The sequence below is a fragment of the Streptococcus sp. IsoGale022 genome, assembly GCF_031142805.1.
Classification (GTDB): domain Bacteria; phylum Bacillota; class Bacilli; order Lactobacillales; family Streptococcaceae; genus Streptococcus; species Streptococcus sanguinis_A.
Genome location: NZ_JAKZJI010000010.1, coordinates 46,305 through 59,531 on the forward strand (window position 1 = coordinate 46,305; position 13,227 = coordinate 59,531).

Genomic DNA, 13,227 nt, shown 5'->3' on the forward strand with positions numbered 1-13,227 from the left:
TGGCTAAATAAAGACGACTTCCAATAATGGAGGTCGTCTTTGCTTGTTTATATCTGTGTTAAACACTCTTACCAGGTAAGAGACTGACTGGCAGGAAATAGCCAGTTGTCTGAACTTCTTGGCCAGCAATTTTTTTGAGGAGCAGGTCCACAGAGAGGCAGGCGATATCTTTCAGTGGTTGCTTGATTGTTGCCAGCTGTGGGTAGTAGTTCTCCACAAAGTAAGTGCCATCGTAGCCGATGATTTTCAAATCTTTGGGAATCTGGATGTCTAGCTCCTGAGCGACTTTCATAATTAAGATGGCTGTCAAATCATCTGAAGCAAAAATAGCATCGGGCTTCGTTTGACTGAGAATTTGCTTGATCTCCATTTCCTTTCGAATCGGAGAAAAATCACTGGATACATTGATAATCGGTGCGTCTGGCAGGACGGAAGCAAAGCCAGCATGGCGCAGGCCGGTTGGTGAGTTGGAATTGTCATTGCCAGTAATCATGATGATGTTTCGCGCTCCAGCCTTGACCAAGGTCTGAGCCGCCAGCACTCCGCCGCCATAGTTGTCTGAGGAGACAACTGGGATATCCGGTGAAAGGTTGCGGTCAAAGGCAATGATTGGTGCGGTCACACGATTATAGTCCTCGATGCCTAGATTGTGGCTGCCGGAAATAATGCCGTCCACCTGATTGGCTTCCAGCATCTCAAGGTATTCACGCTCCTTGTCAGAGTCATGCTCACTATTGCAGATGATGGTTTTATAGCCTTGTTTAAAGAGCTCATGCTCCAGCTTACCAATCAATTCTGCATAAAAGACATTGCTGATATTGGGGAAAATAAGTCCAATTAGCTTGGCTGATTTTCCTTGGAGACTGCGCGCCAGATTGTTAGGCTTGTAGGCCAATTCTCGCATGGCTGCCTCAACCTTGGAAATCGTTTTGTCAGACAAGTAGCCTTTTCTGTTGATGACGCGGGAAACAGTTGTGGGGCTGACTCCTGCAAGTTTTGCTACATCAGTTAGCTTTGCGACCATATTCTAATTCATAGTAAGTACCGGTTGGATTGCCCTTAGTAATAGCAATACCTGTTTGGTCTTCTCTCGGGAAGACACGGCCGGAAAATACTTTCTCTCCTTTATTGATGAAAATTTCAAAAATTGATTTATCTATAAATATACTAGCATTTGTAGTTTCTTTGTCAATATTGCAGCTTCGGCTGGTTCCAAAGTCTAGAGCAAATGGCTCACCCGCTTGACTGCGGTCAACGGTCACTTGACCTTTCTTAAGATCAAAATTGATGCGTAACCCCTTGCCATCCTTGTCTGCAAAGAGGACGATTTCGTGCTCTGTGTCCGCAGCGAGATTCAGTTCCAGTTCGTAGCTGTTCTTGCTTTCTGCCAAAGCAGCGAAAGGCTGTTCTTCTGCTCGCAAGTTCTTGATAGCAGGCACTGGGTACTGGTAGAGCTTGCCGTCTTTCAGGGTCAATTCCTTTACGAGGGAGAAGGTTCCTTGATGGTCGAAGCGGTCAGATGGGTATTCCACATCAGGCAATCCTAGCCAGCTTACAGCCAGTGCACGACTGTCAGGTGCGTTAAAGGCTTGGGTCGCGTAGCACTCAAAACCGTAGTCCAGATTTTGAATAGGGCTAGGATCAATCATAGCAGCTTTGCTTGTGTCAAACGATTGACCTATTTTATACATATTTGGATAAATGTTGCCATAATCCAGTACGTCCTTAGACAAACCTTGAGGGCAATAGAGCAGGACTGGTTGGTCATTGATAAAGACTAGATTAGGGCACTCCATCATATAGGCTGTCTTGTCATTGGCGAAGTCCAAATTGCTGACGACTTCCCAGTTGGTATAGTCGTTATCAACAGCCTTGTACAGCTTGACATAGCCTTGTTTGTCTAGGTTTTGCCCACCGACAATGGCATAGAATTGCCCTTTGTAATTGAAAATCTGCGGATCACGGAAGTGGTCGGTCGCTTCAGCAGGCTGTTCAATCAAGACCTTGTCAATTTTTTTCAGCTTACCTGATTTATCTAACAAGGCACCAATCTGATAGGGGTGACGCACCCAGTTCTCATCACGAACATTGCCAGTGTAGAAGAGAAAGAGCTTGTCGTCAAACTGCATGGCAGAGCCAGAGTAGGCGCCGTGGCTGTCCAGAGGAGTATCTGGCAGTACCCGAAGGCCAGTTTCCGTGAAGTGAACTAGGTCATCGCTTTCCATCTGGACCCAGCACTTGAGACCGTGAGCTGCTCCGAAAGGAAAGTTTTGGTAGAAAACCACCCACTTGCCGTCAAAATAAGAAAAGCCATTGGGGTCATTGAGCAGACCTGTCTGAGGCTCCACATGGTAGTTAGCCCGCCAAGGAGATTTAGCGATGTTTTCTTTGATCTGCTGTAGCTCTTCCTGAGTCCAGTCTTCATAGCGTTTGTAGCGTTTTTCAGTCGTCCAAGCCAATCTTTTGTCCTCCGAATCATATTATTTCTTATTACTATAGTAAACGTTTTCTGCTGAAAAATCAACATTTAACAGTAAAAAAATATTTTTTCTGCAAAACGCTTGACATATTTTTGAATCATGGTAAAATAATATTCGTAAAGGTGATAAAATCGCTTTCAAAAAGTTAAAAATATTTATAAGGAGATTTTTGCAAATGAATAATACTGAAATTGCAAAAAAAGTCATCGAAGCCCTTGGCGGACGTGAGAATGTCAACAGTGTGGCTCACTGTGCGACTCGCTTGCGCGTAATGGTAAAAGATGAAGGTAAAATCGACAAAAATACTGTCGAAAATTTGGAAAAAGTTCAGGGTGCCTTCTTTAATTCAGGCCAATACCAGATTATCTTTGGTACCGGTACAGTTAATAAAATCTATGACGAAGTTGTTGCCTTAGGATTGCCAACTTCATCAAAAGATGACATGAAAGCAGAAGCTGCTAAGCAAGGGAATTGGTTCCAACGCGCCATCCGTACATTTGGTGATGTATTTGTGCCAATCATCCCAGTTATCGTAGCAACAGGTCTCTTCATGGGTGTCCGCGGACTCTTGACAGCCCTTGGTATGACACTTCCAGAAGATGTGACTACCTATACTCAAATCTTAACAGATACTGCCTTCATTATCCTACCAGGTCTGGTAGTTTGGTCAACCTTCCGTGTATTCGGTGGAAATCCAGCCGTTGGTATCGTTCTTGGTATGATGCTAGTGTCTGGCTCACTTCCGAACGCTTGGGCTGTTGCTTCTGGTGGTGAAGTGACTGCTATGAAATTCTTTGGTTTCATCCCAGTTGTTGGTTTGCAAGGTTCCGTTCTTCCAGCTTTCATCATCGGGGTTGTTGGAGCTAAGTTTGAAAAAGCTCTCCGCAAGGTTGTGCCAGATGTCTTGGATCTCTTGGTAACACCATTCGTTACACTTTTGGTAATGTCTATCCTTGGACTTTTCGTCATCGGACCAGTATTCCACGTTGTTGAAAACTACATTTTGTTTGGAACAAAAGCAATTCTTGCTTTACCATTTGGTTTAGGTGGTTTGGTGATTGGTGGAGTTCACCAATTGATTGTCGTATCAGGTGTTCACCATATCTTCAACTTGCTTGAAGTGCAATTGCTTGCTGCGGACCACGTTAACCCATTCAATGCTATCATCACTGCGGCTATGACAGCTCAAGGTGCTGCAACCGTTGCTGTTGGTGTCAAAACTAAAAATCCTAAACTTAAAACTCTTGCTTTCCCAGCTGCACTTTCTGCTTTCCTCGGTATTACAGAGCCCGCTATCTTCGGGGTTAACTTACGTTACCGCAAACCATTCTTCCTTTCATTGATTGCTGGTGCAATTGGTGGTGGCTTAGCATCTCTCCTTGGACTTGCTGGTACTGGTAATGGTATCACTATCATCCCTGGTACAATGCTTTACATCGGTAATGGACAACTCTTACAATATCTCCTCATGGTAGCTGTATCATTTGCGCTTGGATTTGCATTGACTTATATGTTTGGTTTTGAAGACGAAGAAACTGTAACTGAAACAGCTGTAACTGAAAAACTAGTTGAAGAAGAAACAACTGGTAATGTGCCAGCTGCCCTCCAAGACGAAACGATTATTTCTCCAATTGTTGGTCAGGCAGTAGCTTTGAGCGATGTCGATGATCCTGTTTTCTCTAGCGGAGCGATGGGGCAAGGAATTGCCATCAAACCTAGTGAGGGTGTTGTTTACGCCCCAGCTGATGCAGAAGTGACGATCGCTTTTGCGACAGGCCATGCCTATGGTTTGAAGACAGCTAATGGTGCTGAAATTCTGATTCACGTCGGAATTGATACAGTATCTATGGGCGGCGAAGGTTTTGAACAAAAAGTTGCTCAAGGCGACAAGGTCAAAGCTGGTGATGTTCTGGGAACATTTGAAGCTGAGAAAATTGCAGCCGCTGGTCTGGATGATACGACTATGGTCATCGTTACCAACACAGCTGACTACGCTTCTGTGACTCCAGTAGCAGAAGGAGCTCTTGCTAAAGGCGACGCAATTATTGAAGTGAAAGCTTAATGGAATTTAGAAAACGAACAAAAATTGATTTGTTCGTTTTTTATGTCATAAGTACAGTCTTGTTGAAAAAGCTTTAAAAAGACTATTTTTAACAAGAAGTCTGCAAGAGATATGCTATAATGAATAGAGTAGAAATCAAATTTTAAAAGAGGATTTATAATGACAAAATTGTATGGAAGTTTGGAAGCGGGCGGCACTAAGTTTATCTGTGCTGTAGGCGATGAACGGTTTGAAGTTGTTGAAAAGACACAGTTTCCAACGACCACGCCTATTGAAACGCTAGACAAGACGATTGAGTTCTTTTCTCGTTTCGACAATCTAGCTGGTCTGGCTGTTGGATCTTTCGGGCCAATTGATATTGATCCCAACTCAAAGACTTACGGCTTTATTACGACTACTCCTAAGCCACATTGGGCTAATGTGGATATTGTCGGAGCTTTGCGCCGGGCCCTCAATGTGCCCATTTACTTTACGACGGATGTCAATAGCTCAGCTTATGGTGAAGTAGTAGCCCGCAACAATGCTGGCGGCCGTATTGAAAATTTGGTCTATTATACGATTGGGACAGGAATCGGTGCCGGTGCTATCCAGCGGGGCGAATTTGTAGGTGGGACAGGTCACCCAGAGATGGGACACTATTATGTAGCTAAGCACCCTATGGATGTGGAAAAAGAGTTCAATGGCGTTTGTCCTTTCCACAATGGCTGTTTGGAAGGATTGGCGGCTGGACCAAGCTTAGAGGCGCGGACCGGAGTTCGTGGGGAAAATATTAAACTCAATAGTTCTGTCTGGGATATTCAAGCTTACTATATCGCTCAGGCGGCTATTCAGGCGACAGTGACTTTCCGTCCAGATGTCATCGTCTTTGGTGGCGGTGTTATGGCTCAGCAGCACATGCTGGATCGGGTTCGTGAGAAATTCACAGTTCTGCTGAATGGCTATTTGCCAGTTCCCAATGTTCGTGACTATATCGTAACACCGGCTGTAGCTGGAAATGGCTCCGCAACGCTAGGCAACTTTGTACTGGCTAAAGAAGTTAGTGAGCGCCACGCAAAATAAGCTTATAGGGTCTGATTTATCAGGCCCTTCTCTATGAGGAAAAATAATGGAAAAAGCAATTGTCAAAGATATTTTCTTCCTACAGCAACCATCAGAGCAAGCTAGTAGAGAAGCCCTTTATCTGGCTCAAGACTTGCAAGATACTCTGCAGGCTAATCGAGAAAACTGTTTGGGGCTCGCAGCCAATATGATTGGTGTGCCTAAGCGAGTCATTATCTTTTTGTATGGTATGGTGCCGGTAGTCATGTTTAACCCAGTACTGCGCTCTAAGTCAGGGCCTTATCAGACAGAAGAGGGCTGTCTGTCCTTGGTTGGAAGTCGTCCTACCCAACGCTATCAGGAAATTACAGTTGATTATCTGGATAAAAATTGGCAGCAGCAGACCATGACCTTGAAAGGCCTGCCTGCCCAAATCTGCCAGCATGAATTGGATCATTTGGAAGGGATTATCATTTAGAAAAATTTGACAAAATTGCAAAAAATGTCTAAAATTAGAGATAATTAGCAGAATAATATTGAAGGAGGCAAGATGTAAATGAAAACAAAAACTTTAGCACTGATAAGCGGTCTGGTTGGTTTGATTGGAGGGACTATTTTGCTGCTCTCGAATATCTTTTTTGTTCCTTTTTCAGCCCTACTAGGTGATTCTGGCCTGAATTTACTGGGAGCGGTGATTAAATTGGCAGCTCTGGGCTTGGGAATTACTTCCTTGGCTTATTACAAAGGTCAAATGCGTTTCAGTGTCGCAGCGGGCGTCCTCCTTATCGTCGGAAGCAGCAACATCGCGCCCATTCCATTTATAGGCTGGATTGCAGGCATTCTCCTTATCATTGGAGGGGCTCTATTCCTCGCTTCTTCTTCAAAATTTTAATGCGGGACCAATCAATTTTTAGGCTGTTTGTCAGTTTGAAAGGAAGGGTGAAGAAATTTTCTTCGCTTTTTTTCTTGTTGAAAAAATAGTTCTCATGGAAACTTTTTTCTTGACTTTCTTTTTTCTTGTGTTAAAATAGTTCTCACGAAAACTATTTTTACAAAGGATACAGGTATGGATAAGCCTTTACTGGAATTGAAGCGTTTTGGACGAAAGATTCATCTCATAGCGGAAAAGCTTGCCAAGGAGCAAGGGATTGAGTCCATGGCTGGCCCGCAGGGGCAGGTCTTGCATATTGTTGCCTGTCGTACGGAAGAGGGGAAGGACACTCTTATCAAGGATATTGAGCAGGAGTTGGGTATTTCCAAATCGGTGGCCTCTAACTTAATGAAAAGGATGGAGAAGAATGGCTTTATCCAGCTGGAAATGAGCAAGACAGACAAGCGGGCCAAGTATATCCGTCTTACTCCGCAGGCGCAGGAAAGGATGAAGAAAATCCGTGACTTTTTTGATGAAATGAACCGTTCTATTTTGAATGGTGTTTCTGAGCAGGAACTGCTGATTTTTTCTCAAGTCATGGCCAAGTTTTATCAGAATATCGAAAGTTTAGAAAATGGAGGCAAAGATGTTTAAGTTATTTAAACGGCTGACGGCAAGGGAAGTGAGCATGATTGTTCTCAGTGTGCTCTTCACCTTCCTAACAGTATATTTGGAATTAGAAGTTCCAACCTATATTTCGACGATTACAGAGCTATTGCAAACGCCGGGGACTGGTTTGGCGGATCTGTGGGAGCCAGGTCTGAAAATGATTGGCCTGTCTTTTGCCAGCTTGCTGTCAGCTATTGTGGTTGGCTTTTTTGCCGCTCGTATAGCAGCTAGCTTTACTCAGAGTTTGCGGAGCGATATTTTCAACCGTGTGCTAGACTATTCGCAGACGGAAATTAAGAAATTTTCGATTCCTAGTCTGTTGACTCGGACGACGAATGATATTACCCAGGTACAGACCTTAATTACCATGGGGCTGCAGGTGGTGACCAGGGGACCGATTATGGCGATTTGGGCTATGACTAAGATTATCGGTAAGTCCGAGAACTGGCTGACAGCAGTTCTTATTGCTGTTATAGTCAATATCCTGCTGACAGTAGTTTTGGTGACATTGGCCTTTCCCAAGCAGTCAGTTGCGCAGCGCTTGGTCGATAAGCTAAACAGCGTCACTAGAGAGAGTCTGACTGGGATTCGCGTGGTCCGGGCTTACAATGCTGAGGATTATCAGGATGAGAAGTTTGCGGCGGCCAATGATGAAGTAACTCGGCTCAATCTTTTTATCGGTCGTCTGATGGCCATGATGAATCCAGTTATGATGGGGATTTCCAGCGGCTTGACACTGGCTATTTACTGGATTGGTGCTTATTTGATTCAGGAGGCTGGACTGCAGGAGCGTCTCCCACTCTTCAGTGATATGGTCGTCTTTATGTCCTATGCTATGCAGATTGTGATTGGGTTCTTGCTCATGGGTGCCCTCTTCATCGTTCTGCCTCGGACCATTGTATCGGCTGGCCGGATTAATGAAGTACTGGACCTGCATTCTTCTATCACCAGTCCAGAACATCCTAAGGCAGTAGCGGATAGCAAGGGAGAAGTGGTCTTTCGAGATGTGTCCTTCCGCTATTCCAAGAATTCAGAAGCGGTCATTGAGCATGTCAGCTTTACAGCGCAGGCTGGTGATACCGTGGCCTTTATCGGTTCAACTGGCTCAGGGAAATCCACGCTAGTCAATCTCATTCCTCGTTTCTATGATGTGACTGAAGGTGAGATTCTGGTAGATGGTGTCAATGTTCAAGATTACCAGTTGGAAGACCTGCATAATAAGGTCGGCTACATCCCGCAAAAGGCGGTGCTTTTCTCTGGCGATATTGAAAGCAATCTGGACTTGGGTCAAAGCAAAGAAAGCCCGCTGGATGAGCAGAAAATGTGGGAGGCTCTTGACCTAGCACAGGCTAAGCCCTTTGTCCAAGAGAAGGAAAAGGGGCTGAAAGCTGAAGTGGCTCAAAGCGGAACCAACTTCTCTGGTGGCCAGCGTCAGCGTTTGGCCATTGCCAGAGCTTTGGCTCGTAAGCCAGAAATCCTCATCTTTGACGACTCCTTCTCAGCGCTGGACTATAAGACAGACCGCATTTTGCGCAAGGAACTGGCTGAGCGGACGCGGGATATGACCAAGCTGATTGTGGCGCAGCGGATTTCTACTATCATGGATGCGGATCAAATCTTGGTCTTGGATGCTGGTAAGGTGGTTGGTCAAGGTACTTACAGAGAGCTTTTGGCCAGCAACGAAGTCTATCAAGAAATTGCCTACTCACAATTATCCAAGGAGGAATTAGAAAATGGAAAATAAGAAGCCTTCATTATTTAGCCAGATACGGCCTTATCTCAAAGGCTTCCAGCTTCCTCTTGCTTTGGCATTTGTGGGAGCTGTCTTGTCAAACATTATTACGGTCTATGGGCCAAATAAATTAAAAGAAATTACCAATCTCATCTCTGAAGGTTTGGCTACCAATATTGATTTAAAAGCTGTGTCTCAGATTGCCCTTCTGCTGACCGTGCTCTATGCAGTTGGAGCCCTGCTCAACTACGGTCAGTCCTTTATCATCAGCACGGTTATTCAGTATTTCTCTAAGCGGCTGCGGACGGCTATTGCAGAGAAGATTAACAAGCTGCCGCTGGGCTATTTCGATAGTCATTCTCAGGGGGATACTCTGTCGCGCGTGACCAATGACGTAGATACGGTCGGCCAATCCCTCAACCAGAGTCTGGGGAATGTTATCTCTGCCAGCTTGCTCTTGGTGGCTGTGGTCTTGACCATGTTCTTCATGAACTGGATCTTGGCCTTGGTAACCATCTTGGCTACTGTAGTCGGCTTTGTCTTTGTCGGCCTCATCATGGGCAAGTCTCAGGGCTATTTCACCGCCCAGCAAAACGATCTGGCTGCGGTAAACGGTTATGTGGAGGAGATGTACTCTGGTCATAATGTTGTTACCAGCTATAATGCCATTGAGAAGTCTAAGGAGCGCTTTGCAGTTCTCAATCACAATCTCTATAACAGTATTTGGAAGTCTCAATTTATCTCTAGCATGATGATGCCGCTCATGTTCTTTACGGGGAATTTTTCTTATGTGCTGGTTATTTTGGTCGGTGCTGCTCTGGCAATTAATGGCTCTATTAGTATCGGAATTATTGTTGCCTTTATGGTTTATGTGCGTACCTTCTCTCAGCCCCTTTCACAGATTGCCCAAGGTATCGCTGTCTTGCAGCAGGCTGGTGCAGCACTGGTTCGTGTCTTTGAATTTCTAGCTGAGCCTGATATGGAAGACGACCAGCATAAAGAGCAGCAGCTTACTGCTGTCAAGGGAGATGTTGCCTTTGAAGAGGTCTTCTTTGGCTACAAGCCGGACCAGACCATCATCCATGATTTCTCAGCTCAGGCCAAGGCTGGACAGAAGATTGCCATTGTCGGTCCGACGGGGGCTGGGAAGACGACTATCGTTAATCTCCTTATGAAGTTCTATGAAATTGATAAAGGACGTATCAGCATTGATGGTATAGATATTAAGGATATGAAACGCTCCGAGGTTCACGATGCCTTTTCAATGGTCTTGCAGGATACCTGGCTCTTTGAGGGAACTATCCGAGAGAACTTGATTTATAATCAGGAGCATGTGACAGATGAAGCGGTTATCGCTGCAGCGAAGGCGGTCGGTGTTCATCACTTTATCATGACTCTGCCCCAGGGCTATGATACAGTGCTGGATGACACGGTCAACTTATCGGTCGGTCAAAAGCAGCTATTGACAATTGCTCGTGCTCTGCTGAAAGATGCGCCGCTCTTGATCTTGGATGAGGCAACTTCATCAGTCGATACGCGGACGGAGGAGCTGATTCAAAAGGCTATGGACAAACTCATGGAAGGACGGACTTCCTTTGTCATTGCCCACCGCCTGTCCACTATCCGTAATGCGGATCTTATCTTGGTCATGCGCGATGGAAATATCATCGAGCAGGGCAACCACGATGAACTCATGGATCAGAACGGCTTCTATGCGGACCTCTATAATAGTCAATTTGTAGAGGAAGATGCAGGTTGATGCTCAAATAAAACATCAGGAATGTTCCTTTTCCTGATGTTTTTTTAAATTTAACAGAATTTTAAAAAATGCTCAGTTTTCAGTAAGGACGCTCTAGAATCTTGACTTTTTTCAGAGGTGCTCTAGGAAAAACTTGACAGCTTTTCTTGTTTATATTAAAATAAATTTAATATACGAACTGAAAGCGAACACAACGGCGTGTTTGGACGACATATATGTGAGCAACGGTGCTACAAGAAATAAAACTTCTTTATTTTTTGTAGTACCTTTTTTATCAGCAAATCTGGAGTAAAGTAATGAAGCAATTTATGCTGGCTGGTGTTTCCAGCGGTGTCGGAAAGACAACAGTTACCCTAGGGATTTTGAAAGCTCTGGCAGACAGAGGCTATCAGGTCCAGCCTTATAAGGTTGGACCAGATTACATTGATACGGCTTACCATAGTCGGATTACCAAGCGACCGTCGCGGAATGTGGACAGCTTTATGATACCGGACGATCAGAGTCTGGCTTGGTCCTACTACAAATGGCATGGAGATGCAGATGTGGCAGTGGTTGAAGGCGTCATGGGGCTCTTTGATGGTCTGGGAACGGACAAGGACTGTGCGTCTTCTGCTTCTGTTGCTAAGAAGTTGGGCATTCCGGTCGTCTTGATTATCGATGGGAAGGCAACATCTACCTCGGCAGCGGCTATGGTCCATGGCTTTGCGACTTTTGATCCGGATTTGGATATTGCTGGGGTCATTATCAATCGGGTGGCTTCACAGAACCACTATGAACTCATCAAGGGTGCCATAGAGCGGTATACGGATGTTGAAGTTCTGGGTTATCTGCCTAAGAATGCAACAGCAGAGCTGCCATCGCGTCATCTGGGTCTAATCCCTGACGTAGAAATGGATGATTTGGACCGTCGATTTGAGGAATTGGGAGCGGCAGCAGCCAAGCATATAAATCTAGACAGGCTGCTGGAGAAGGCAGAACTGCCCGATAAGCAGATGACAAATCCTTTTCATATCCACAATGATCAGCCCTTGACTCTGGCTTATGCTTTGGATGATGCTTTCCACTTTTACTACGAAGATAATCTAGACTTTTTAAGAGAGCTCAATGTCCAGCTAGTGCCTTTCAGCCCTCTGAAAGATAAGGAACTCCCAGCTGCAGATGCTTATTATTTTGGCGGTGGTTTTCCAGAAGTCTACGCTCAGGAGCTGATGGCAAATGCTGACTTTCGTGCTTCAGTTAAGAAAGCGCACGAGCAGGGCCGGCCAATCTACGCAGAATGCGGCGGACTCATGTATCTGGGAGAGTTGCTGGAAGTAGAGGGTCAGGTCTATGAGATGGTCGGCATTTTCAAGGGCAAGAGCCTGATGACCCCCGGTCTGAAAAGCTTTGGCTACTGTCAAGCAGAAACGCAGATAGACAGTCTTTTTGGTCCTAAAGGTACAGCTGTCAGGGGACATGAATTTCACCATTCGGTCTTTGAGACGGAGGAAGATACGGTCCTCAAGCTCGAGAAGGTCAGAGACGGTCAGGTCGTAGCTGCCTGGACAGGCGGTTATCAAAAGGGCCGAACCTTTGCCAGCTACCTGCATGTTCATTTTTATCAGGACGAGCAGCTGTTGGCCAACTGGCTGAACTATATCAAAGAGGCGAATTGATATGACACTCATTGCAATTTTTTTAGCCGTCTTACTGGACTGGCTGATTGGCGACCCCTATAGCTGGCCTCATCCGGTCAAGTGGATAGGTTCCTATATTTATTTATGTATGCACTTGCAGGAGAAAAGGCAGTTTTCGCCCTATCTATTTGGCTTTTTCCTCTGGTTGACAACAGTTGGATTGGCGCTGGGAGTTAGCTATGGGCTGCTTTGGTTGGCTGGTCTGGTTCATCCCGTCCTCTACTGGATCGTCTGGATCTATCTGGCCTATGCCAGTCTGGCGACTAAGAGTCTGGCTTTCGAGGCCCAGAAGGTTTACCATACGCTCAAGTTTGGTACTTTGGAAGAAGCTAGAAAGCAAGTTGGCATGATTGTCGGCCGTGAAACTTCCCAGCTGGCACCAGAGGAAATCAGCAAGGCGACAATTGAGACGGTGGCTGAAAATACCAGTGACGGGGTTATCGGTCCACTGCTCTGCCTCTTTCTAGGCGGACCAATCCTAGCCATGACCTATAAGGCCATCAACACCTTGGACTCTATGGTGGGTTATAAGACGGAGAAATACCGCAAAATCGGTCTCATATCTGCCAAGATGGATGACCTGGCCAATCTGATTCCTGCGCGTTTGACTTGGCTTTTCTTGATTCTCAGCAGTCAGATTTTACTGCTAGATTTCAAGGGGGCTCTGCGGATTGGCTGGCGGGATCGCTATCAGCATGCCAGTCCCAATAGTGCTTTTTCGGAGGCAGTTGTGGCTGGGGCTTTGGGCATTCAGCTGGGCGGACCGCACGTCTATCACGGAGAGCTGATTGAGAAGCCGACCATTGGAGAGGCTGCCAGAGCGGTTGAGGCGGATGATATTCAGACAGCTATCTCTCTCCTTTATACAAGCACCATGACAGGTTTAATCTTGTTCACTCTTTTTTATTTAGTAAAGCAAGCATATTTCTAGGAGTATACT

At 45.5% G+C, this 13,227-nt stretch carries 11 protein-coding genes; 9 read left to right on the top strand and 2 right to left on the bottom strand.

Annotated elements, in window-relative coordinates:
• Positions 1 to 58: 58 nt before the first annotated feature.
• Both RG608_RS06540 and RG608_RS06545 read right to left on the bottom strand, forming a co-directional pair.
• Complete coding sequence (locus RG608_RS06540; protein WP_308946745.1) at positions 59 to 1,024, bottom strand: LacI family DNA-binding transcriptional regulator; 966 nt, start codon at positions 1,022 to 1,024, stop codon at positions 59 to 61.
• Positions 1,005 to 2,459, bottom strand: a complete 1,455-nt coding sequence (locus tag RG608_RS06545) for a sucrose-6-phosphate hydrolase (RefSeq protein ID WP_308946746.1) — start codon at positions 2,457 to 2,459, stop codon at positions 1,005 to 1,007. Before RG608_RS06545 ends, RG608_RS06540 begins: the two co-directional genes overlap by 20 nt.
• Positions 2,460 to 2,655: 196 nt before the next feature.
• On the opposite strand from RG608_RS06545, the gene RG608_RS06550 reads away from it, so the two are divergent.
• The 9 genes from RG608_RS06550 to cbiB all read left to right on the top strand — a co-directional run bounded on the left by RG608_RS06550 (position 2,656) and on the right by cbiB (position 13,218).
• A complete protein-coding gene (locus RG608_RS06550; RefSeq protein WP_308946747.1) occupies positions 2,656 to 4,542 on the top strand; it encodes a sucrose-specific PTS transporter subunit IIBC in 1,887 nt (628 codons plus the stop codon).
• Positions 4,543 to 4,701: 159 nt separating this feature from the next.
• Positions 4,702 to 5,601, top strand: coding sequence for a fructokinase ScrK (scrK, locus tag RG608_RS06555; protein WP_308946748.1), 900 nt, complete (start codon positions 4,702 to 4,704; stop codon positions 5,599 to 5,601).
• 46 nt (positions 5,602 to 5,647) lie between these two features.
• The gene (locus RG608_RS06560; RefSeq protein ID WP_308946749.1) at positions 5,648 to 6,058 is read left to right on the top strand and encodes a peptide deformylase; all 411 of its coding nucleotides are present in this window, start codon (positions 5,648 to 5,650) and stop codon (positions 6,056 to 6,058) included.
• Between the two features lie 78 nt (positions 6,059 to 6,136).
• A complete protein-coding gene (locus RG608_RS06565; protein WP_002903845.1) occupies positions 6,137 to 6,472 on the top strand; it encodes a hypothetical protein in 336 nt (111 codons plus the stop codon).
• A gap of 174 nt (positions 6,473 to 6,646) precedes the next feature.
• Entirely contained in the window at positions 6,647 to 7,105 is a 459-nt protein-coding gene (locus RG608_RS06570; RefSeq protein WP_308946750.1) for a MarR family winged helix-turn-helix transcriptional regulator, read from the top strand.
• Positions 7,098 to 8,864 carry an ABC transporter ATP-binding protein gene (locus RG608_RS06575; RefSeq protein WP_308946751.1) on the top strand — a complete coding sequence of 589 codons (1,767 nt, stop codon included), beginning with the start codon at positions 7,098 to 7,100 and terminating at the stop codon, positions 8,862 to 8,864. The genes RG608_RS06570 and RG608_RS06575 overlap by 8 nt, the downstream gene beginning before the upstream one ends.
• Entirely contained in the window at positions 8,854 to 10,611 is a 1,758-nt protein-coding gene (locus RG608_RS06580) for an ABC transporter ATP-binding protein (protein WP_308946752.1), read from the top strand. Before RG608_RS06575 ends, RG608_RS06580 begins: the two co-directional genes overlap by 11 nt.
• A gap of 296 nt (positions 10,612 to 10,907) precedes the next feature.
• A complete protein-coding gene (locus RG608_RS06585) occupies positions 10,908 to 12,266 on the top strand; it encodes a cobyrinate a,c-diamide synthase (protein ID WP_268686907.1) in 1,359 nt (452 codons plus the stop codon).
• Between the two features lies 1 nt (position 12,267).
• The gene (gene cbiB / locus RG608_RS06590; RefSeq protein ID WP_308946753.1) at positions 12,268 to 13,218 is read left to right on the top strand and encodes an adenosylcobinamide-phosphate synthase CbiB; all 951 of its coding nucleotides are present in this window, start codon (positions 12,268 to 12,270) and stop codon (positions 13,216 to 13,218) included.
• Positions 13,219 to 13,227 lie beyond the last annotated feature (9 nt).

Bases quoted from the DNA above. Each gene is read 5' to 3' on its own strand.
- RG608_RS06575 (WP_308946751.1), top strand. From the start codon at position 7,098: ATGTTTAAGTTATTTAAACGGCTGACGGCAAGGGAAGTGAGCATGATT.
- RG608_RS06570 (WP_308946750.1), top strand. From the start codon at position 6,647: ATGGATAAGCCTTTACTGGAATTGAAGCGTTTTGGACGAAAGATTCAT.
- RG608_RS06580 (WP_308946752.1), top strand. From the start codon at position 8,854: ATGGAAAATAAGAAGCCTTCATTATTTAGCCAGATACGGCCTTATCTC.
- cbiB (WP_308946753.1), top strand. From the start codon at position 12,268: ATGACACTCATTGCAATTTTTTTAGCCGTCTTACTGGACTGGCTGATT.
- RG608_RS06585 (WP_268686907.1), top strand. From the start codon at position 10,908: ATGAAGCAATTTATGCTGGCTGGTGTTTCCAGCGGTGTCGGAAAGACA.
- RG608_RS06540 (WP_308946745.1), bottom strand. From the start codon at position 1,024: ATGGTCGCAAAGCTAACTGATGTAGCAAAACTTGCAGGAGTCAGCCCC.
- RG608_RS06565 (WP_002903845.1), top strand. From the start codon at position 6,137: ATGAAAACAAAAACTTTAGCACTGATAAGCGGTCTGGTTGGTTTGATT.
- RG608_RS06560 (WP_308946749.1), top strand. From the start codon at position 5,648: ATGGAAAAAGCAATTGTCAAAGATATTTTCTTCCTACAGCAACCATCA.
- RG608_RS06550 (WP_308946747.1), top strand. From the start codon at position 2,656: ATGAATAATACTGAAATTGCAAAAAAAGTCATCGAAGCCCTTGGCGGA.
- scrK (WP_308946748.1), top strand. From the start codon at position 4,702: ATGACAAAATTGTATGGAAGTTTGGAAGCGGGCGGCACTAAGTTTATC.